Origin of the sequence: Vibrio sp. Sgm 5 (assembly GCF_026241575.1) — a bacterium.
Classification (GTDB): domain Bacteria; phylum Pseudomonadota; class Gammaproteobacteria; order Enterobacterales; family Vibrionaceae; genus Vibrio; species Vibrio jasicida.
The window spans coordinates 90,454-112,900 of record NZ_JAPHPY010000009.1 but is presented as its reverse complement, the minus strand read 5'-3'; the positions used below and the strand labels follow the sequence as shown (position 1 = coordinate 112,900).

20 protein-coding genes are annotated in these 22,447 nt (G+C 44.3%); 11 read left to right on the top strand and 9 right to left on the bottom strand.

Translation table 11 applies throughout. The features are described 5' to 3' along the window. Positions 1-160: 160 nt before the first annotated feature. Positions 161-595, bottom strand: coding sequence for a GNAT family N-acetyltransferase (locus tag OQJ86_RS07640; protein WP_039839537.1), 435 nt, complete (start codon positions 593-595; stop codon positions 161-163). Positions 596-957: 362 nt separating this feature from the next. Here OQJ86_RS07640 and OQJ86_RS07635 point away from each other — a divergent pair, with 362 nt between their 5' ends. From OQJ86_RS07635 to OQJ86_RS07610, 6 genes are all read left to right on the top strand, one after another. Further along, positions 958-3,174 carry an EAL domain-containing protein gene (locus OQJ86_RS07635; protein WP_265987386.1) on the top strand — a complete coding sequence of 739 codons (2,217 nt, stop codon included), beginning with the start codon at positions 958-960 and terminating at the stop codon, positions 3,172-3,174. Between the two features lie 220 nt (positions 3,175-3,394). Beyond that, a complete protein-coding gene (locus tag OQJ86_RS07630) occupies positions 3,395-4,651 on the top strand; it encodes an aromatic amino acid transport family protein (protein WP_265987385.1) in 1,257 nt (418 codons plus the stop codon). A 644-nt stretch (positions 4,652-5,295) separates the two neighbouring features. Continuing rightward, on the top strand, positions 5,296-7,209 hold the full coding sequence (locus OQJ86_RS07625; RefSeq protein WP_416236447.1) for a diguanylate cyclase: 1,914 nt from the start codon (positions 5,296-5,298) through the stop codon (positions 7,207-7,209). A gap of 9 nt (positions 7,210-7,218) precedes the next feature. Continuing rightward, a complete protein-coding gene (locus tag OQJ86_RS07620) occupies positions 7,219-7,554 on the top strand; it encodes a hypothetical protein (protein ID WP_038873503.1) in 336 nt (111 codons plus the stop codon). 256 nt (positions 7,555-7,810) lie between these two features. Beyond that, positions 7,811-9,589 carry a S8 family peptidase gene (locus OQJ86_RS07615; protein ID WP_265987383.1) on the top strand — a complete coding sequence of 593 codons (1,779 nt, stop codon included), beginning with the start codon at positions 7,811-7,813 and terminating at the stop codon, positions 9,587-9,589. 12 nt (positions 9,590-9,601) lie between these two features. Beyond that, a complete protein-coding gene (locus OQJ86_RS07610) occupies positions 9,602-10,045 on the top strand; it encodes a hypothetical protein (RefSeq protein WP_265987382.1) in 444 nt (147 codons plus the stop codon). Positions 10,046-10,127: 82 nt separating this feature from the next. Here OQJ86_RS07610 and OQJ86_RS07605 read toward each other — a convergent pair whose 3' ends face one another. The 4 genes from OQJ86_RS07605 to OQJ86_RS07590 form a co-directional block, all read right to left on the bottom strand. Next, a complete protein-coding gene (locus OQJ86_RS07605; protein WP_265987381.1) occupies positions 10,128-11,417 on the bottom strand; it encodes an alkaline phosphatase in 1,290 nt (429 codons plus the stop codon). A gap of 138 nt (positions 11,418-11,555) precedes the next feature. Continuing rightward, positions 11,556-12,485: an SRPBCC family protein gene (locus tag OQJ86_RS07600; protein WP_265987380.1), complete on the bottom strand. Its 930-nt coding sequence runs from the start codon at positions 12,483-12,485 to the stop codon at positions 11,556-11,558. A 158-nt stretch (positions 12,486-12,643) separates the two neighbouring features. Beyond that, positions 12,644-13,885, bottom strand: a complete 1,242-nt coding sequence (locus OQJ86_RS07595; RefSeq protein ID WP_039974226.1) for a sensor histidine kinase — start codon at positions 13,883-13,885, stop codon at positions 12,644-12,646. Beyond that, complete coding sequence (locus OQJ86_RS07590; protein WP_038873507.1) at positions 13,857-14,525, bottom strand: response regulator transcription factor; 669 nt, start codon at positions 14,523-14,525, stop codon at positions 13,857-13,859. Before OQJ86_RS07590 ends, OQJ86_RS07595 begins: the two co-directional genes overlap by 29 nt. An 89-nt stretch (positions 14,526-14,614) precedes the next feature. On the opposite strand from OQJ86_RS07590, the gene OQJ86_RS07585 reads away from it, so the two are divergent. The 3 genes from OQJ86_RS07585 to OQJ86_RS07575 all read left to right on the top strand — a co-directional run bounded on the left by OQJ86_RS07585 (position 14,615) and on the right by OQJ86_RS07575 (position 16,668). Further along, positions 14,615-15,796, top strand: coding sequence for a DUF5666 domain-containing protein (locus OQJ86_RS07585; protein WP_265987379.1), 1,182 nt, complete (start codon positions 14,615-14,617; stop codon positions 15,794-15,796). A 122-nt stretch (positions 15,797-15,918) separates the two neighbouring features. Next, positions 15,919-16,254, top strand: a complete 336-nt coding sequence (locus OQJ86_RS07580) for a hypothetical protein (protein ID WP_265987378.1) — start codon at positions 15,919-15,921, stop codon at positions 16,252-16,254. A 117-nt stretch (positions 16,255-16,371) separates the two neighbouring features. Next, a complete protein-coding gene (locus tag OQJ86_RS07575) occupies positions 16,372-16,668 on the top strand; it encodes a hypothetical protein (protein WP_038877133.1) in 297 nt (98 codons plus the stop codon). A 65-nt stretch (positions 16,669-16,733) separates the two neighbouring features. Here OQJ86_RS07575 and OQJ86_RS07570 read toward each other — a convergent pair whose 3' ends face one another. Further along, entirely contained in the window at positions 16,734-17,774 is a 1,041-nt protein-coding gene (locus OQJ86_RS07570) for a hypothetical protein (RefSeq protein WP_045405184.1), read from the bottom strand. Positions 17,775-18,149: 375 nt separating this feature from the next. On the opposite strand from OQJ86_RS07570, the gene OQJ86_RS07565 reads away from it, so the two are divergent. Beyond that, entirely contained in the window at positions 18,150-18,611 is a 462-nt protein-coding gene (locus OQJ86_RS07565; RefSeq protein WP_038873475.1) for a hypothetical protein, read from the top strand. A gap of 85 nt (positions 18,612-18,696) precedes the next feature. After that, positions 18,697-19,173, top strand: a complete 477-nt coding sequence (locus OQJ86_RS07560; RefSeq protein WP_038873472.1) for a copper chaperone PCu(A)C — start codon at positions 18,697-18,699, stop codon at positions 19,171-19,173. Between the two features lie 238 nt (positions 19,174-19,411). On the opposite strand, the gene yegD is transcribed toward OQJ86_RS07560, so the two are convergent. The 3 genes from yegD to OQJ86_RS07545 all read right to left on the bottom strand — a co-directional run bounded on the left by yegD (position 19,412) and on the right by OQJ86_RS07545 (position 22,033). Continuing rightward, on the bottom strand, positions 19,412-20,764 hold the full coding sequence (gene yegD, locus OQJ86_RS07555; protein WP_186176641.1) for a molecular chaperone: 1,353 nt from the start codon (positions 20,762-20,764) through the stop codon (positions 19,412-19,414). Between the two features lie 86 nt (positions 20,765-20,850). Then, positions 20,851-21,477 (bottom strand): hypothetical protein, encoded by a 627-nt coding sequence (locus tag OQJ86_RS07550; protein ID WP_038873467.1) that lies wholly within the window; start codon positions 21,475-21,477, stop codon positions 20,851-20,853. 235 nt (positions 21,478-21,712) lie between these two features. Next, positions 21,713-22,033 carry a DOPA 4,5-dioxygenase family protein gene (locus tag OQJ86_RS07545; RefSeq protein ID WP_265987377.1) on the bottom strand — a complete coding sequence of 107 codons (321 nt, stop codon included), beginning with the start codon at positions 22,031-22,033 and terminating at the stop codon, positions 21,713-21,715. Positions 22,034-22,447: the final 414 nt, after the last annotated feature.

Below are 22,447 nucleotides of genomic sequence, written 5' to 3'. Positions count from 1 at the left end.
GGAAAGCGGCGCATCGAGTTAACGATGAACGTAATCTAAATTGCAAACCCGATGCCAATTATATATTGCGTTATATTTCAAAAGCTTAACAAAATCCACTTTCACTTTAAAATTGGCAATGCACTGATTAGGTGCGAGTTTGAATCACAGAAGTGCAAGATTAACGGGCTAGTGCCATAACCAGTCTCGGCTCTCCATCACCGAAATAATCTTCTTCTTTTTCCAGAACCTTAAAGCCTAACGAAGTGTACAACTTGTAAGCTGGCGCATTGTTTGGGTCGACAGTTAACTTAACGGTAGAGCCGGAACTTGCTTTTGTGATTACATTCTCCACAAGCGAACGTGCAATCCCCTTTCCTCGATGCTGACTATCTACCGCAAGTGACAAAATCCAATGGGTGTTTTGTTCATCACTTTGTGCCATCAAAACATAGCCTGTGACTTGCTCGCCGTGTTTGGAAACCACCAATCCCTGTTGCCAGCAATCAAATGCTTGTCTGAAGAAGAATCTTGGATATGCATGATGCCCAAACAGCTTGTGTTCGAGCTCGTATAGTGCAACTAAATCTTGTTTTTCTGCTGAGGTGATTTTCATTGTAGTCTCTTCTTTTTACGGCATGACGAACGAAATATAGTGGCGAAATGAGACGGAACCTAACGATTTCATGAACTTCTTGCGATTTTATTGATAGTCGTACCTCTAAATTGAAGTATTCTGCGCGACTTTCCATGAGAGCTCTTTCATATAAACGGAACGTCGTACCAGTTTTTATTTGATTGTTAGCGCTTTTTTGTTGAATAATCGCCGCTCTTATATACAAAAATAATAAAAACAATACAGGCGAACACCGTCCAACATGAGCAACAACGCTCATTTTGCTAGGCGAATCATCATGGAAATGAAGAACTCGCGTTTACGTCAGCGCTTCGATTTAGTTGTCAGAATTAGAGTGGATAATGTCGGTGTCTGGATTCGAGCAAATCAGCCCTTTGCTCGATTATAAAAATAAAAAGTGGTGGCAGTTTTTAGGCATTCAAATCCTAATCTTTTGCGCAATACAAGTTAGCTATAGCCTCTCCAATTTCTATGTGATTGCGCAAGACCGCGTTCACGTACTCTCTTTTACGGCTGCTTTCGTTGTTACCGTAACGCTGCGATACAGTTGGAGAGTCCTCCCGACTATCGTGGCAGGACTGCTGTTTTACTATGGATTCTTTTCCAAGCGTCCATGGGAAATGACGGTACTGTTTTCTGTGTTGCTCCCCGCATTGCCGCTGTTGTTTTGTCACCTCTACCGATCCGCATTAAAACGCGTTGCGGCGTATAACTTCACCTTAAAGCTCAGTTATTATGCGGTATTAATCGGCATTCTCTATCCTATTGCAAACACTGCTCTACTCATGCTGATTAGTGCCTTTTTAAGTGACGTGACAAACCTCTCTTTTGAGTTTATCGCTTACTCTGTTTTGAGCGCCATTTTGACACAAATGGTACTAACTCCTCTGTTGAGCCTTGGTTTAAGCTATGTCCTTGATGGAGAAAATGCACCGTATATTAAGCTCGATCGTGCAATGATGGCGGCCTACTCTGATCCATTCCACTATCGCTTATGGTTGATGGTATGTGCGCTATTTTTGGTCGCCAGCATATCCACACAAAACCCGCTGACACTTAATACGCTCAGTTTGATGTTACTGTGCCTAGTAGGCATGGGGTTAGGCAAATTAGGTTTACTGCGCCCCATGTTGATTGGTGCAACGACATTGCTCGTTTGTGTCGAGAACATCATCAGTCGATACAATCTTGGCTTTATATCTCGTGAACAAGTTTATGCGATGTTGCTGGTTTTGTTTGTACTGACCATGCTCACTTTCATGCTTGGTGCCCATACGATCAAAAACTACGTCACGACACGCAATGCCATTCGTAAGGAGCGCATCGACAGCTTCACTGGGTTATATAACCTCGCGCAATTAAAAGAAGATGTCGCCAAACAAACCCATGCAACACTTATCTACATCGATCTTGAACCAACCTTATCTAAACTTCATGGATTAGGACACCAAGGTCGAGCACAGTTAATGAAACAACTTAGCCAATACCTCGCGTATAAGACTGACCACCTAACTCGAGCTTATCTTCCGCCATTCGCTAGCGGTTTACTTTGTTTTGCACCACGCTTGCCAAACATGGAAGCAGAGTTAAACAAACTCATTGGGCTGTTAGACCGTTTTTATTTTTACTTCGACGACAGCGCGGTAAGCCTTGTAAAACGTACCATCCAGTGTGCTTCCATCTACGGAAACCACAATCTTGATCCTTTGATCTCCAAACTGTGCGAGCAACAAGGTCGCGACACCGCATGCGTGAACTGGGTAACACACAATCAAGAAGAAAATAAGACACTTAACCAGTTGAGCTTCATTCAACAGTGCTTTCGCGAAAACGAATTTGAGCTCTATTGTCAGCCTTATCGAGCGCTATCGGATAACGCTCAAAATGCCCACTTTGAGATTTTGCTGCGCCTTAAACCTAAACAGGGAGAGCTTATGTCTCCGGCTGAGTTTTTCCCTTTAATCAATGAGTTCGGTTTAGAAAGAGAGCTAGACAAATGGGTAATCGAACACACTTTCAAAGCGCTAAAAAACCATATTAAAGATTGGGACTCGATCGGACGATGTGCCATCAATCTGACCGCCAAAGCGCTGAATTCACAGGGTTTAGCGGAAGACATTCAAACCGAAGCGGAGCTACACCAGATCCCGATGAATAAACTGTGTTTTGAAATCACTGAGTCGGATGCACTTCGTAATGAACCAATTGCAATTCAAAACTTAAACAGACTTCGGGAAGCAGGTTCCACCATCGCACTGGATGATTTTGGCACCGGTTATGCGAGCTTCGATTATTTGCGTCGCCTTCCCCTTGACGTGCTTAAGGTGGACGGCTCATTCGTGAAAAACATTGTCGACAGTGAAAATGACAGAATAATCGTCCAAGCCATCAGCCAAGTCGCCAGCAGCATGCAGTTAGTCACGGTTGCCGAGTTTGTCGAATCAGAAGATCATATCGACACACTGAAAGCGCTAAATATCCAGTTTGCTCAAGGGTTTGGGGTCGCAAGACCACTGCCGCTTTCGGAACACCTTACAATGTTATCGAACAAAGCTTAACCGCGACATCTAAAACCATAAAATCGTAATATTTCGCGATATAATTTCAATTTATAAACACCGAACTGAAACTATATATCGCTTTTTTCAATTTTACATGGTTCGATAGTTTACACCTTTGCCTCTTCACTAGCATGATTCACCATCACCTCCATGTGATAACAATCACTAAAACAGTTAACATCCGCGCGATTATTATTTTTATAAAGGCGAGTTTTAAGTGAAAGAATCTCGAGATACATTAAATTTTAGTGAATTAAACACAACAAACGCTTGGACTAAACATGATACCCATTGGGTATTAAGTCTGTTTGGTACTGCCGTGGGTGCGGGTATTTTATTCTTACCGATTAACTTAGGTATTGGTGGTTTTTGGCCACTTGTCGTCATGGCGGTACTCGCCTACCCAATGACTTATTTGGCACACCGTGGCCTAGCACGATTTGTGCTGTCATCAAAAGTGAAAAACGCAGATTTTACCGATGTGGTTGAAGAGCACTTTGGCGCAAAAGCGGGACGCTCTATCTCTCTCTTGTATTTCCTTTCGATCTTCCCGATTCTACTTATCTATGGCGTAGGTATTACCAACACCGTTGACAGCTTCATGGTCAACCAAGCGGGTATGGAGCGATTACCGCGTGCCCTACTGTCCGGCGTATTGGTGTTCAGCTTAATTGCTATCATGATGGCGGGTGAAAAAGTGATGCTACGTGCGTTTGCTATCATGGTTTACCCATTGGTTGCGATTCTGGCGTTTCTTTCATTTTATCTGATGCCGAACTGGAGCATGCCAGTGATGGATGCGCCGGAAATGTCGTCCTTCGCAAGCACAATGTGGTTAGCGATTCCGGTTGTGATCTTCTCTTTCAGCCACGCAGCAGCAATTTCCACTTTTGCAAATGTTCAACGTCGTCATTATGGTGATGCGGCCGATAATAAATCAGAGCTAATTCTGCGTCGTACAAGTGTCATGCTGATTGCGTTTGTTCTTTTGTTTGTGTTTTCTTGTGTCTTGGCGCTTTCTCCAGAGCAACTGGCAGAGGCGAAATCGCAAAACGTATCAGTACTGTCTTACTTAGCAAATGCAACAGACAATCCATTCATTGCAACGCTTGGCCCACTTGTAGCATTTGTCGCGATTACCTCCTCTTTCCTTGGTCACTTCCTTGGTGCGCGTGAAAGCTTGAATGGTTTAATCACTAAGCATTCGGACATGCCAAAACGACGTGTTGATCACATCAGTGTCGTGGTGCTATTTATCTCGATTTGGATTGCAGCCATTTTGAACCCGAGCATTCTTGGCATGATGGAAGCGCTCTCTGGACCTGTCATTGCAATGATCTTGTTCATTATGCCGATGTTGTCGGTGTACAAAGTGAAAGCGTTAAAGCAGTATCGTGGAAAAGTATCGACGTACTTTGTCCTATTGACGGGGATTATTGCAGTAAGTGCGTTGGTTTTTAGCTTGTTGAGTTAAGAAAATAGACGTGGCTTTTATTTTCAGGGGAATACCTTATTTTTTATTAAGGTAATTCCCTGAATTTTGCTATGGTTTTCTTATTCGGTAATAGAAAGAGACTTTCTCATTACATGAATGTGAAAACACCTACGATCATTAGTACAGACGCGATGCAAGTACGACCGATGATACCAAAGTGGGAAGGTTGAATCATTTCATTGTGCATAGGCAATCTCCTTTTTAGTGAAAACAAGCCGTTTTCTCTTGGCTTACTAACACTATGTCGAAAAAAGCATTTTTCCACAACTCATACAAAGATTAAATTTTTATTACAGTCATGTGAACTTTTAGAGATCGAACGATTTTTTAAGATTGAATTATCATCAAACGGTGTCTTTATTTTTGAATCGGTCAGCGAAAATATCCCCACCAGTCTTCCGACCCTTCTTATATAAATAACCGCAGACAGACTCTACCTTCCTCCTCTACGACAAAACTGAACTTTTTAAACGTTTACCTTGACCATATGCCTAGTTTCATTGGCTTGGTGAAGAGAATAATAAGCAGAATAAAACCGCTAAATCTATGGGTAATCGCGGTTAAGAGATGATAAACTTGTTACGTGTTTCATTATAAGAGTCAGCTTTTCTATCAACAGTCTGATGCCTTTACCGTTAAAAACGCTGCGATTCCTTTTTCCTATTATATTTGGAGTGCTTTGCTCACTACCCAGCCTAGCCGCTGACGCGCCCAAAAAGGAAAGCTACCTAAAGCAACATCTTGCTCGCGCAGATTATCCAATGCTGGAGTTCTACTTCGACTCCATTGGTAAACCTCGTTCAATTAAATCTAGCGATCTGTCGCTGCCACCTAATGCTTCGCCAGAATCTCAAGCACTGTATTACTTTGCCCGTATCTATCTAGAACGCTATGAAGGGGTTCCTTTACCGAAACTTCCCAACCTTGTGGAGTTTGGTAAAAAGCACAAGTTGCCGTGGGTTATTGCAGAAGCCAAACTCAACCAAGCCGTAGAATTAGTAGAAGCAGACGAAGTGTGGCAAGGCGAACTTCTATTACACGAAGTCATCAACACCGCGCGTGAGATCGGTTATGACTCTTTGCAGGGCCGCGCCTATCGCTGGTTAGGTAATGCCGAAGTCCAACGCGCTCAAGTGCAAACAGGCCTAAGACACTACCGTACCGCTTACGATCTGCTTGAACACTCTGAGTTTGAAATCCAAATCGCGATGACACTCAATAATATCGCTTCTCTTTACATGGAACTGTCCGATTGGAAGCGAGCGAAAACCTACTTAGATCAAGCGATTGATGGGTATTTAAACAGCGATGATCAATACGACAACAGCCTTTTCCTAGCGATCATGTACGCTAACATGAGCGTGGTTTATTTTGGAATGGAAGAGTACCTTGAGTCTGAACACTATTTCGAACAAGCTGCGAAACTGTCGATGGAAACCGGCTCAGTAAGAATCAAACATAATTCTGTTTCCAACCTATCTCAGCTTTTGAGTACGCTTGGTAAGATAGATGAATCATTAGAGCTAGCAGAAGCCTGCTTAGCCTTACCTAACCCTCAGAATCATAAAAGTATCAAAGCCGCTTGTTATGAGGCGTATGCCGAAGCGTACCTCGCAGACAATCAGTTTGATCAAGCAATCTTAAATGCGAAGTTGGCACTCGATAGCTTAAATGAATCGGCTAGCGCTGAAACTAAACAAAAAATGGACCTTCTTCTAGTCATGGTTCGAGCGAATCAAGAGTTGAAGAAGTTTGAAGCTGCATTTGATTACTTAGGTCAGTTACGCAGTTTGGAGCGCAACTTTTCTAGCCATGTCCATGGTGAAGAAATGATTAACATCAAGCTCGATCTTGAGGCAAAGTTAGCGCAAAAAGAGCTGACCTTACTAGAAGCAAAAAATGCGTTGCAAGCGTCTGAGCTTGAATCTCAACGCTATCGTGAAATCTTCTATTTTTGTGTCGTTGCGGCTATCGGTTTTTGGTTGTTCCGTTACATCCGCCAGATGAATAAGATCAACGAAGAGTTGGCGCAACAGAACACAACGGACCCGCTAACTAAAGTCCATAACCGCCGCTACCTTCCTAGCTGGTTGGAAAATATGGCTCGTCGCAGTCCAGATAGAAAGTTTGCCTTAGCGGTCATTGATATCGACCACTTCAAATCGTTCAATGACCAATACGGGCACGACTTAGGCGATAAGATGCTGATACACGTCGCCACTATTTTGGATGAGGCGACACGCTCTGGTGATCTTTTGGTTCGTTGGGGTGGTGAAGAGTTTGTATTATTGTTCGAAATCCGTCACGTCGACGACTGTGCAAAAACACTCAACCGTTTGAGACTTGCAGTAGAAAACAACAATCTAGAGGTTGACTCACAGTCGCTAAGCGCCACAATCTCTCTCGGCGCGGTCAACGAGTTAAGCGCTCAATCGATCAAACAAGAGTGGGATAAGTGGTTCTTTGCCGCGGACCAAGCTCTGTATGATGCCAAACAAGCTGGTCGTAACCAGCACAAAATTCACTCGACGTCATAGAAAAGCACAATGAAAAAAATATGGATTCTTGCTGCATTTGCCCCTTTCTTTTTGGCTGCATGCAGTAACCAACAGGCTTCCCAACTTGGAATGCGAAGTAGCAGTGTTAATGTGTACGCTCAGCAAATGAGTAACATGCAATTATGCGAAACGCTCTACTACAATCGCGCCACAAATCAAACTCGAGTAGCAATCGGTGCTGAATTCAACCGTCGCGGTTTGAACAAGAAATGGTGCGATAAAGAATTTAAGAAGTTTTATGTTGAAAAGGTAGTTGACGGTCTGCTGTCTCGTAAAGAACAAGCCCCTACAGAACCTGAGGCAACCATACAACCTGCCATATAAATCACCCCATTCCATAAAAAGCAGGAAATTACTCTAGTTTTCCTGCTTTTTAAACACGCTATCTTCCAGTCAAATATCCAGAATCCCAAGTGACTTCAAGCAGTTAACGTCAAGATAATGTCGTGCGTCGAAAAATGAACGTAAATAAGATGTAAACAGTTTTCGTCTCCTTAGTTAACCGCTAGCTTTGTTTAGACCTGTTTAAAGGAGTATCGAACAGGGACAAAAATTCCAAACAAAGACAATGAGGTCACAAATGGAAACACGCATTAATCGCCTATTCGCCGCGATGTTGGCAGTAGGTATTTCTCCTGCCGTCTCGGCATACGATCCGCTCTATTCAGAGCAATGGCACTTAAACAACACAGGACAAACGGCGTTCGCGGCCAATCCTGCGGTTGCGGGTAACGATTTAAACACCAACCTGACACAAGCAATGGGTATTGCTGGCGTTGGGGTGAAAGTTGCCGTTATCGATTCTGGTGTTCAAATCGACCACCCAGACCTTGCAGGTAACGTAGTCACAGGCAGCAGAAACTTTGTTGAAGACTCTTCATTCCCAGCCGACTACCCAGTCGATGCAAATGGTCACGGTACTGCCGTTGCCGGTTTGATCAGTGCTGTCGGTAATAACGGTGAAGGCGTTCGCGGTGTCGCTTCTCGCTCTTCTTTGATGGGCTTTAACTGGCTCGCTAACCAAACACTTGAAGGTTGGTTAATTTCTCACGGTGCAGACGCGTCTACCAGCGACGTGCGCGTATTCAACCAAAGTTATGGCTTTAGCCCACTTACCCCTATTCCATTCGACGAGAACGATCCTCAGTTCAAACTCGAAATGGATGTCATGAAAGATGTGAGTGAAAGTAACGCATGGGGCCGTGGAGCAATCTTCGTTAAGTCTGCAGGTAACGGTTATCATTACTTCAATACTGGCCGATTCTTCGTTCTTCCAGGCGATTTCTTCGCCGGTGGTGGTAACAAAGGCTTACCAATGCACAACTCACAGCAGTCTTATGACAACGCAAGTTACTACAACCTAGTCACTAGTGCATTACGTGCCGATGGTACACGTGCAAGTTACTCGTCTGTGGGTACAAACGTTTGGGTTGCTGCACCAGCGGGTGAATACGGCCAAGACTTTCCAGCAATGGTAACAACGGACTTAATGGGCTGTGAAGAAGGTCAAAACACCAGCGCAGATTTGGGTATTAATGGCTTGCATGGCGGTACAGAGCAAGATCCAAACTGTAACTACACCAGCACGATGAATGGTACGTCTTCTGCTGCTCCAAACACCTCTGGTGCGATTGCCGCAATCATGTCGACAAACCACGCGTTATCAGCTCGTGATGTTCGTGCTCTTCTTGCAGAAACAGCAAGTGTCACGGACAAAGATCACCCAGGTGTTGCACTTGAATTTGTCAACAACCAAGGTGAAGTTGTCAGTTATGAAGCTATTTCACCATGGCAGAAAAACGCAGCGGGCGTTGATTTCCATTCCTTCTATGGTTTTGGTGCCGTTAACCTAGATGAAGCAATGAAGCGTGCACGTATGACAAACAACGTTCTACCTGCACAAGTCATTACGCCATGGGCAAACAATTCAACTGAAGTGAGCGTTCCAGATGCAAGCTTAACAGGCGGCTCTTCTGCTATTGCGATCACTGAAGACTTAACGGTTGAGTCTGTTCAAGTTAAGCTAACGCTGGAACACTCACGCCTACCAGATTTGGCAATTGAACTAATTTCTCCAGCAGGTACGCGTTCTGTTCTACAAACGCCTCGCAACGGCCTTGTTGGCCAATCACTTGATCCAACAGTGGCAGGTTACGAAAACCAACTAATGCTGTCGAACCAGTTCTACGGTGAGAATGCGAAAGGCGAATGGACGCTACGCGCGATCGATACCAACGGTGATGAAGTATTCTCATTCATTGCATATTTCAACTCTTCTGCTATCTATGATGTACCGATGGCAAACAACGCACAACCAGGGGTTATCAAAAACTGGTCTATGCGCATCTTCGGTCACTAAGGAGTCAATCACATGAAATTTATGACTTTTTCTATTCTGGCTCTTTCAACAATGGCGGCAACTGCAAGTGCACAGCAATTGGCAGAGCAACCAACTCCTGAGCTATTCGTCGCTTCTGACGCGTTAGAAGTTAACGGCCAAGACTACCGTCAGCTATCAGTCGATAACTTATCTGAAGCCGCTGAACTGCATGCAGGTGATGAGGTGTTTAAGAACGCGTTTAGTAACGTATCTAAAGCCACAGGCCTTATCTTTGTAACAGTAAAAAGTCCTACGGATGCAAAGGCTGTAGCAAAGGAGCTGAAACTTGAAGTTGTCTTCGCACAAGGTGAATCCGCGGTGTTTAAAGCATCAGAAGGCCAAGATCTTCTTGGCATCAGTGATTACCTAAATGCGGACAGTCGCGTAAAAGCGTCTAAAATTGAACTAAACAGCGGTAAATACCGTGCACAATAATTCTCTAGCAAGAGAAGTTGGCTGATAAAAATGCCTCAGCAATCGCTGAGGCATTTTCTTTACTAATCAGCTTCAATCTAATTTATTGAATAAACCCGATCAACTTCTTGGCAATATCGGTATTGTTCTGTGAGCCCACAAACTTATCAGCCCCTTTCCCGTAAGCGAACACTTGAACATCAACAGCGGTATGACCCTTCGTCGTCCAACCAGTAAAACTCTTCTTGTTGATGATGTCTTTCACTTCTTTATAAAGCGCTTTCGCTGGTTCTTCACTTAATTTCGCATAAGCGAGTTGTCTACCTTGCTCTTTCGACAATTCCCAATCCACAGAAGCATTCCATGTTTTGATCATATCGTGAGACTGCGCTAATGACATCGCTAAGGGCCATGCCGTTTGATGAACTCCTTTGATCGCCTCTGTATTCCATTGGTATTGTCCATTTGCACCGATAGTTAAACCGCCTGTGGAGTGGTCAGCCGTCACCACCAACAAAGTGTCTGGATGCGCATCGACATAAGCTTTCGCCAATTCAATCGATTTGGCAAAGTCATCCATTTCTGCCATCGCGCACGCAATGTCGTTCGCGTGGCCACACCAATCAATTTGACTGCCTTCAATCATAACGAAAAAACCGTTATCTCGACGTTGCAGCAGTGAGAGAGCTTTGTTGGTCATTTCCTCTAGACGAGTGGGATTCTCATCAAGCGCAAATGGAAATGCCTTATCTGCGAACAGGCCTAACGCAGGTAAAGTTTGCAATGCAGGAAGGCCTTTGAAATCGGTAATGTACTGGTAACCTTGCTGTTTAAATTCTTCAACCAAATTGCGATCTTCACGTTCAAAATAACGCACACCGCCACCAAGTAATAAATCAACAGGTAACTGATCATCGACTTTGTTATCAATGTAGTCATTGGCAATCTCATCATAGTTTCGACGAGATTCATTGTGAGCTGCAAAGCTCGCTGGCGTGGCGTGATTAATTTGTGACGTTGCAACTAATCCAGTCGTCATCCCCTGCTCTTTTGCCATCTCAAGCATGGTTTTAACTGGCTTTTTATCGACATCAACCGCCACAGCACCATTATAACTCTTAATGCCACTGCTCAGTGCCGTCGCGCTTGCTGCACTGTCAGTAACATAGGTGACATCATCAGGATACGTCTTTGCCATACCAACTAAGATCGAGTCAAACACCGTCGGTTCAATCTCTTTTGTGGCTGGGTCATCATGATAATAACGGTAGGCAGAGGTAAAGGCAGGCCCCATCCCATCACCAATCATATAGATGATGTTTTTTGGCGCCTCGCTGGCAAAGGCAGGACTGGCAAATAAGCAGGCAGTTATTAGAGGGGTTTTCAGTTTCATATCTCATCCATGACATAATGCGATGGTGCCAATGTGGCACTCATCAACTTGAGTATCGTTCTAATGTTAAAGCATTAACGAATACTATCATGCAGTTAGGATGAAACATGGCGTTAGTTCATAGTTTTACAACGCACATCATTTCTTAAATAAGATAACCTCAGTGCGCAGCTCAGCCTTCTCAGTATCATGCGGACTGTTTAAGTAGCGTTCAATACCCAAAGGTTTGTTTTTCACTTTAACACCATCATGCCGAGTAACACTCATCGCCATTGACCATGCATTACCCAGAAACCAATATTCACCTTTATGCTCCACAACAAAGGTGTCACTGGCAGGAATGGTTCCAGCAACAAAATCCCCCATCGCGGCAACGCCAGCTTTAACTGGTAAACAGGTAATAAATTCAAAGTATCCACGCTTCATGTCCATGGATAAGTAATAGCAGAAGAGCTCCCCGGTCACAGGTAGCTTCTCTTTTTCTACGAGGTCAAATAATCGTTCAATGTGATCTTGCATGATTGGTCCCAGATCATTCATCATGCCGGAACCCATTAAGCCAATGTAGTTAATTTCATTTTGCTGACGGCTACCGACTTCAACCAATTCAGATAAGACAGTTCCGGTCTCTAATTGGCGCTTCAGCATGCGCAGCCCACGTTCATAGTCCATCTCAATCATGCTTTTAAACATGCCTTTCAAGAAAAATAAAAACCACGGCACGCTTGATTGCATCTGCCATTCCACCACAGATCCTTTCTCTGATGGCGTGACGATTAACGTCACTTTCGCATGACTTTTAAAAGGGCGGAAAAAGTGCAATTCCATATCTAAACGATGTTCTTGTGTGCTCTCTAAGACCATTGCCCCAGTACCAACGCGCTTCCCGTTCCACTGATAGCCGGAACCGACCAGCCCCTGCTCATTGCTGTAAGTCAACTCGCAATCCGGCTCTAAAATAAGCCAAGGAGACCATTCCGGCCAATTCTTAAAATCTTTGAGGTAATCGATAATCTCGTTTTGTGTCTTTTCGATTTCAACGCTCTTACTGACGTGGTACGAAAGCATAGTCGCTCCTTGAGTTTCCCTTCCACTCCCTAGAGTCTAATTCATATCAGTGTTTTTTCTTTTTTCACTGACAGTTAGGTACAAAAAAAACCAGAGTGAAATCTCTGGCTTTTCGTTATTCACACCGTTCGAAGCACTCCCCTAATCGAAGTGCTCAATCAGGAAACAAAGTCGATTTTGGCCGTAAACCTTACGCCATCATCCTCTAATTCAAACGGCCAACTCATGCGCTCACAGATGCGTTGCACAATCACAAGCCCACAGCCATAACCGGCATTGTAGGTCTCATTACCATCATGGCGATTCACAACCACCAATTGAGTGCCATTCAGTTCAATCTCGATGTCACCAACGCTGTAACTGAATGCATTCTTAATCAGGTTATTGATCACAATGGTGATAAAACTCTCAGGCGCATGCACCACACCACTGTCTTTTTCCCTTAACTGGTACTCTGCACCTTGTTTAGCAAACAGAGGAGCAAGCTCTTCTAGCTGTTGATTGAGGCAAACAATCAATTCATGGTCGCCGTAGTGCTGCGGCTCAACATTCTCTTTCCCTAACAGTAAGAAAGCTTCCGTTAGAACCCGCATTTCTTCACTGGCCAGTTGAAGGCGCGCAATGGCTTTTTGCGCGACGCGTGGTTGATCTGGCACTCGGCTTAAAATATCTGCGGAGCCTTTTATTACCATGATGGGCGTTCGAAGTTCGTGTGATGCAAATCGGCTAAACTCTTGCTCTCGTCGGAAGTAACCTGCGATGTTGTTTTTACTGTCCAGCAAAGTTTGCTCAATATGTCGGGTTTCACTGAACTTAGTATCGACTTCAAACGCGGGTTGGTCTGGCGGCATACAGCCGATTTTGCCTTCAATTTTCGCCAGTGGACGAGAAAGAATTCGCACCATGTAAACACCGTAGCCAACCATGATGATGGAAAACAAGCCACCCAAGAAAAAAGTAAACTGATGCAACGAGCTTTCGTACTCATCCAAATAATCATCGGAATCATCTTGAAAGACGATGTACATCAATCCTTCACCAGATGGGTGCTCGAAGACAACAAAGTGCTTATCCTCTTCACCCAATAGGTATTCATAGAAGCCTGGAAACTTAAACGACAGCAGCCAATCAGGTGTCGGAGCTTTGCTCCAGTAGGAATCAAACTCCATCACGTTTGGCAAAGGGGCATCCCAACCCTGCTTTTTGTAATTCTCTTTGTATAGAACCACTTCAGTATCGAGCCAGTGATGCAAGCTCAACACTTCCAGTTTGTTCTCTGCCACATAAATTAATGACCAAAACAACGTAAACATCGCAAACGTCATAAGGCCAAAACCCCAACGAATTTTGCGATAAATGCTTGGGTAATCTTTATGCTTTAAGTCGGTAACCTTGTCCATGAATGGTCTCTAATCTAGAATCATCAAACCCTTTATCGAGTGCAGTTCTTAGCCCGTAAATATGACTACGCAACGCATCACTGCCCGGAGGTTCATCCCCCCAGACATCCTCAATAACTTCGGTTCGAGATACCGATGCCGGAGCCCGCTTTAATAACAGTTTTAAGATCTTAGTTTGAATACGACTCAGTTTGAGTGCTTTACCCATTCTTGTGACTTGGTCGGTACGCACATCCAAACTAATGTCGGCAAATTTGAGCGTGCCAACATCTTGTCTCGGGCCTCGATTTGCCAGTGCATGCACACGTAAACTCAACTCTTGCATTGCAAATGGCTTCATCAAATAGTCGTCACCCCCAGCTTGAAACGCGGCAACTTTGTCGTCTAACGTATCTTTGGCGGTTAAAAATAATATCGGCGTACCACATAGATACTCTTGACGCAGTTTATGGACGGTACTGATGCCATCAAGTTTCGGCATCATGATGTCCATAATGATCACATCATAATGATTTTCTTGAATTAAATTTAGCGCGGCCTCTCCATGATAAGCGCAATCTATCGTCATCCCTTCCAATTCCAGATAATCGGCAATAGTTTCTGAAACATTGTGATTATCATCGACAATTAATATTTTCATAGGCTCACGTTTCTTCACGAACACTTCACGATACGCATCATAAGATACAACCAAATTCATAAATAAGCTTTCAAAAACAGGTATAAATCATGAAAAAATTAGCGCTTGTAGCCGCAGTGGGCATGGCATTATCGGGTTGTGGTGGTTCTGGTGACGGTGGCAGCTCTTCAACTCAACCGGCAGCAAAACCAAGCTCAGCGATTGGTACGGTTGAGTCCGTAAACGAAGCGAAAAGCACCATTACAGTAAATGGCTACACCTACCGCGTTTCTGAAGTCATGTATGGTTCAAAAGAAACCAACCTTGGCGCCGTTCAGCCAAACATGATGGTTCAAGTGGGTTCTGGAACAGAAAAATCAACAGAGGAACCGGTTGTTGTTACGCTAGAACCGACCATGACTGGCACGGTGACCGCGATTGACCACATCAACAAAACGTTCACGGTAAACGGTGTTGAACTTCATTTTGAAGGTTTAAGTGATGAAATCGACCAAGGCGACTGGGTTATGGTGTCTTCACTACCAACCGCTGATGCGGGCTACAAAGTGCTATCCGTCGTTAAGTTTGATTTCGATTACAACGGTCCTGATGAAATTGAAGGTCGTATCTCAAGCATTGACACCAATAACGGTACATTCAAACTAGGTGCGAACGTCACAGTCTCTTATGACCGAGTTGATGGTTTGAGCGTTGGCGAATGGGTAGAAGCCGAAGGTACGATGCAAGGCGATGTTTTCATGGCTAAAGAAGTTGAAGTCGAAAACTACGACAGCTTGGTCGGTGATAACGACGTAGAAGGCATTGTTACTTGGGTCGCTAATGACTACAGCCAATTCTCACTAAACTACCGTGGTAACTTCGTTGTCGATAACGCGACCCGCTTTGAAGACGGGACTAAAACCGACTTGAAACAAGGCCAAGAAGTTGAAGTAACGTCTGTAATGAAAAATGGCGTTCGCACGGCGACCGAAGTCGAGATCGACGGCCCAGATTTTGATGGTGACCACGACAGTAACTGGCAAGGTAAAGAGTTTGAATGTGAAGGTGTGGTAACAAACTACAACGTAAACACGGAAACGTTCCAAGTTTCACGCTGTGAAAATGATGCAGACCAAGTCATGTCCAACAACACCGTTGTGATTGACGCTCAAACTCGCTTTGAAGGCTTAGAAAAGCACAATCTAAACGGCACTAAAGTCGAAGTTGAAGGTGTGATCATCAACAACCAAAACGTAGCACGTGAAGTAGAAGCAGAAAGTCACGACGACTAACGTAATGTAAATACACGCAAATATTTAAGAAGCATCACAATTTGATGCTTCTTTTCCTCCCGTATCGACTTTTCTTCTATCCTCTTTACAACAGATACGTATGACCAAATGAGGGATTAATAATGCGTAAAATAACACTGCCTCTAATGATGATTTTCAGCGCTTGTGCTTCAGCAAGCAGTTTTGCTGCACCAAAGGCTGATGCAACACCAGAGCGAGTTGAATCTTTTGAGTGCACCGGTTTAGTAAACAGCTATAACGCAGACTCCCGAACGTTTGTTCTTGCTTGCCAAAACGAGCATGGGCCTGAATTTCAAACCAAAACCGTCGTGATTGATAGCAATACTCAACTCGAAGGAGTACAGGAAGCCAACCTAGATGGTGCAATGATTGAGGTTGATGGTGTGGTTGTAGGTGATCAAAATATCGCAAGAGAAATTGAGCTCGCGAACGACTAAACTTCCGAAATTACAACAGAAACCCACAAGTGTCGCTTTGGCGGCACTTTTCTTTTCCTGCAAATCAGAATCCCTCAGTTACACTTAATGCATGTTTACATAAATACGGTAACTGGAATGAAAATACGTAATCTGGCCCTCCTTCTTTTCTTGTTTGTTTCTACAGCCAGCTATGCAGGCGTAATGGACCCCGACTGTGATGCTGAAAAAGCCGCGAAAGCAACGGCAACCAAAGCGGTTGTTGGTGTTGGTGGTCGTTGTACCCCAAAAGAAGCGTTGAAAGATACCACCGTAGAAGCGGGCAAAGACGCTCTGCCAGATGAGGGGATTGCAGGTAAAGCAGTTGATGCTGCAATGCCAGAAAAAGAAAAGAAACCTCTTAAGAACACAACCAAGAAAATCATCACGGATTAATGCTGTGTTTCCGCGTACAAAAAGAGCGACCAGATGGACGCTCTTTTGTTTTTCGCTCGAAATGCTTAAGCCGCTTCAGCTTGACCAATCCAATGGTAATGGTGATTCGCTTTCTTACCGACTAAACCAAGCTCAGCCAATTCTTCAAATACTTTATCAACTTCTTCTGCTGAAAGTCGGAACTGCTTCGCGACGGCTTTCTTAGTACATGTCACTTGATGCCCTTTTAGCGCATCACTCACTTGTTCTAATAACGTCTTTGGTTCTTCTGGCTCAATTGGCACAGACATTTCAGGTTGTTCTTCCTCTTTAATATGAGGTAAGTAACCCGCCGGTTCGAGTTCAATATCACGAACGTTCGCTAGCGTAATACCATCGTTTCTGCGGAAGTAATGACGGAAGCGGTTCTCTTCACCAATCAATCCAACGAAAAACGCGGCGAAGAAGTCCAACAAGATTGATAAGAAGACCACCAAACCCAGCTGCGCTTGAGACGATGTAGTACCGAATGCTTTCGCCAAGCTGTCAATCAAGCCGATCACCGAACCTTGCGCTACTGGCGGTAAGCTGTCGCGTTCCGTCGCTAGGCGTTGCTGTTCTTCACGCAATTTCTTGTTTTGCTCTTGAATACGAGAGACACCTGTCGCGATGCGCTCCATTTCGATGTACTTTTGCGCCGCCATGTTGTTCAGTTCAATCTGTTTATCGATTGATGCAATCTGACGGTTGTAGGCTTCAACTTTTGCCTGCTCTACCGAGATATGGCTTTGTGCACTGTTGGTCGCACTGTTGATACCACCGATACTGCCACCAATAGAAATGGCAGCGAGAACCAAATAAAACACCAATGCCGTTAAGGCACCTGCGTAGTTTCGATGGGCACGACGCTCACCGTATTCATACCAAGCGTAAAATTTACCCGCTTCAAATATGATGGCCAAACCGCCAAATAGCGCCTGCATCATTGGGTTTTCATCAATCGACAAAAACAATAAAAGAGAGAAAATAGTCGATGCTAAAATCGCTGCACCAGTAAACGCATACACGCTCACCATCGCAAAGCGACCTTTAGGATATCGATATCCGATCTGTTGTTCGTATTTCATTGGAGAAATTTCTTAAGATTCCGCACCCCTTATATGACGGGCGCTTCAGGCAACTACAAAGGTGCGGAGAATACCGTATCCTTTATTAAATTACTGTCATAATTCCGTTAATGGAAAACAAGTGAAGAATAGATAGTCACTTTGAATCGAATAAGCGCGATTCTAGCACGTAAAATCACCAATCAAATCCGCACCATTCAGCAAGCCAACAGGTTAAGCTGTGCTGTGAGCAACGCAATTTTAGATATTTATCTTTAGAACAATAATCCACAAAACAAATAAAACACACTCACATCACCTTTTTATAAACTACCAGTTACAATTTAACGCTCATTTGTTAGTATCCCGCGCCGAAACAATGAAGTATCGCGTCGTATGGAAACAGTCAAAATACAATCAGGAAAACCAACTATAAGTGCAGTAGCGATAATCATCGCAGTGCTGTTTCAGTTGTACCTGACATCCACCGTCGCGCTCAACCCTACGCAAATTCACGGTGAAAACTGGCTCAATCAAGTACAAGATGAGAAGGTGCTACTGTGTACTGCAGATGGCTTTAAATGGGTCGATGTTAACGAGTTAATTCAAGCGAATGCACTTCCCAACTCAGACTTCATTCAAGATCTCAATCTGCACGACAGCATCCAATTTGAATGTCCGTTATTGCAAGCCGCTCAATTCTTTATCTCCGTTGCGTTAGGGCTCTTTCTTGCCACCATCTTTTGGCTGCGACGCCGCAAGCACACATTAATATCCTACGACTTCGCCCTATGTGGTCGACAAGTGTATAAACACGTCGCACCAAAACAATCACCACCTCGTGCTTTCCTTGCCTAATGCTCTGCATGTGGCGCACAACAATAACAATTAATCCGATCGAACAAACGATTCGGAGAAGCAAAATTTCAAAAGGAAAACACTAATGCTTAAAACAATGAAAACCACAGCCTTCGCTCTTATTGCTCTATTAGCGAGCCCACTCAGCCTTGCTCACGAATACGAAGCAGGCAAGATTCACATCGATCATCCTTGGAGCCGAGAGGCGCCACCAAATGCGCCAGTGATTGGCGGTTTCTTCCAGCTAAGTAACCTAGGTGATGCTGATGACGCGCTGATCGCAGCTTCAACACCGATTGCTGACCGTGTAGAGATTCATACTCACACGAAAGAAGACGGCATGATGAAGATGATTAAGATTGATGAAGTCGTGGTAGAGCCTCAGCAGAAAGTGGAATTCAAGCCAGGCAGCTTCCATCTCATGATCTTCAACCCAACCCAAACGCTAAAAGAAGGCGACCGTTTCCCAGTGACTTTGACGTTCAAAAAAGCAGGTAAAGTGGAAGTAGAAATGGCGGTTGAGAAAAAAGACCACATGGAAAAGCACACGCACCACCATTAATCGCTTAAACGAAAAGAGCCCGCGACTTCAGCGGGCTCTTTTGCTTTTGGTGCTCAGACTTTAATTATGTGTACTTGAGAGATTCCCTACTCGCTCGTTCCCCGCTATAGGGAATGACCCCATTTAGTCTTCTATCAAAGTTTGAGTGGCTTAGTGCTCAACACATCAACCAAACTCCACCCTCGTCATTCCGACGAGCCTAGGCGAGATCAGGAATCTATTAACAGCTAACTCAGTCTTACTTAAAGCAAACCTCTGCCCAGCGCGCTAGACCTGCGGTGACCGAACCAAAGTAGTTACCACTCACCACCGGAATATTTGGCAATACTGTCTGCACTGCATCACGCAAAATAGGTGAACGTGCCGAACCGCCTGTCATAAAGATCGCATCCGGTTTTACGCCCGCTTGCTCTACCGCTTCAGTAACCAAAGCCGTCATCTTATTCTTAGGTGATTCAATCGCTTCAATCATCTCATCACGTTGAACATCGACTTCAATCAACTCAGACAACAAGTTAATGCCCGCACGGTAAGACGCTTGTTCAGAAAGCGCGACTTTCGCCTCTTCCGCACGACGGACAATGTTATAACCCAGAGACTCATGGTAAACCTCTAACAAGCGAGCAAGCTTTTGTGGCTCTTGCGCTTGCTTGTGCAGAAGTTTCAACGCCGAAAGGTTCTCACGAGAATAAAAGTCACTCTGCGCTTCTACGTTGTTGATCGCAATTGGGTTCCAGAACTGTGTGGTTGGCATAACGATGCCCGACTCCATCTTGCTCTCCATACCAAATGGGAACATCAGTTGTTTGAACGCCAATGCAATATCCAAATCGTTACCACCGACACGCTGGCCACTGTGCGCCAACAGACTTGCTGTGCGATCCGCTTTACCACGCCAAGATGGTCCCATTTGAATCAAAGAACAGTCTGTCGTACCCCCGCCAATATCGACCACCAGAATGGTTTTATCTTCCGTTAGCGTCGCTTCATATTCCAGACCCGCGGCAACAGGCTCAAATTGAAACTCAACATTTTGGAAGCCAGCACGTTTTGCTGCTCTTAAGAGAATACCTTCTGCTTGGATGTTCGCCGTTTCTCCTCCACGTCCGTGGAAATTGATAGGACGACCAATTACCGCATCAGTAATGATTTGCTGCGCATCGTTCTCAGCTTGCGACTTGATGTTGTCCATCATGGCGCACACTAGATCTTCAAAGAAACTTAACTGAACGTCACGCAGGCCAGATGCACCTAAGAAAGACTTCGGTGACTTCACATAGTAAATATCGCGAGGATCTTCTAAGTAACGATTCAGCGCCGCTTGTCCAAACGCCATATCTTCAGGCTCAAGTTCAATACTCTCTTCGCGGTTGAAGTTTATAGCGCGACGCAGAACTTGCTCACCCACTTTATCAAAAGGCTTGATATTACGATGACGAAATAGGTGTTCAGACACCGATTCACGCGTTGGTGACGCAAGGGTGGAAGGAATGTAAGGGCTATTCCCCTCAAGATTAAGCAACTGAGGCTCACCTTGTTCCATTTTCGCCACCGAACAGTTTGCGGTGCCATAGTCAAAGCCGATGTACATAAGTCCTCCCACTGACAAAAAAGGTCGGCAATCCTACCTCAACAGTCGTGGAAATTCTAGCGCAACAACTTGAATTGAATCTGGCTTTAGTCTTTCTCTACAGGCTCTTTTTTCATTGAGGGCAGTACAAACGCAAGAAGCAACGCCAAAAGCAGAAATACCGGTGTGAGCGTAAGCCCATGCCAAATCGAGTATCCATCGTGGAAGAGCCAAAAAATGCCTACTGTAAGTAAGTATGCAAAATAGCTACAAAACACTAAGCTAATCGCTACGAAACGAGTGCGGTTAATGATGAGTATGCGCACCAAATATTGGCTCATGATTCCTGCGCAATGGACAGCAAGTTGCCAATTTATAATAAAGCACGCCAACGCGACAAACCCTGAAACCAACAGCGCATCATGAGTATTAACGATGAAATAGCTACCAAAACGACTCATGATGATGGGATAGTCACCTTCATAAATGATCGACCACGAAATCGCATTCGCAGCCGCAACGAAGTTGGCAAAATAGGCGATGGCATAAAAGGTAGTTTGAGAACTGAATGGTTGAAAGACTTCTGAACAATAGCCTTGCCACTCTTCTTGGTTAGCGGTTGGTCCGACCCAATTGCGTTTTTTACTTGGCACACGCTCGGCAAATGCAGGGCCATTACGAAACAACAGCCAAAAGATATACAGCGCTAGTGCCACCAAGAGTATTGTTAGCATCCCCTTTCCCCTCTAGAAATGTCCTTTCCACTGCCAATGGCGTTGGGGTCGTATACTGCACTTCCCTGATTTATATGCTAAATCTTGTTTTAATGCGTTGCTAAACATCAAATATAAGAACATACGATGGTGACTCTTTTATCACTATCGTTATTTAGGTTTAGCACACGATGGACGGAATTGCTGAATCTGGGTAGGACGAACAAGGAGGGGAAACGTCGCCTACCCCAACGATTTACGCGTCGAGCTTTTCCTCAAATACTCCGAGTTCGCGCCCGAGCCAAATCGCATGTTCTGTGTGATCACGTAATTCGTTATCGCTGACTGGATGGATTAAGACAGAGAAGCCACCTCGAATGGTATCTAACCAAGCGATAAATTCCTCGCTCACGGATTCTACGTGCAGTTCAAACATTGGCATCTTATGGGGCCCAACCAATTTACACACTAACGGAAAAACGCGCAGCACGTCTTGGCGTTCTTGACGAATAATTTCATTCAAGGCTTGAGCTTTTTCCTGCTGCTGAAGCGGAAAATAAACATGAATGTGGTACATAACTTCTCCATGAGTATCACAGACTTTAATTATGGGTCACACTACATGCATTCCCCAACCTTGGGAAGTGACAAGTGACTCTATCTAGTCAAAGCGTGACGACGAGAATAACGTGTTACTGAATTATCACCTCAAAGTACTTAAAAACCATTCAAGTTGTGAAATTTCACAGCGTAATTTTGTCGCAAATTTCTGGTCAAAGTCAGTGATTCCATTCAATTCTGAAAACGTACAATTCTTAAAACCAGTGTTTTATCCTATAAAAATACACTGTAAGCGAAATTTTACTGTGGAGCATTGCGTAAATCAAAGCATAATTTAACATTTTGTTTACACTTACAGTATCTGGTTATATCAAGATTCATCACTGGATTAGGCGGTGTAAACAGCAGTATCAAGCGACGCCTTGTGTTT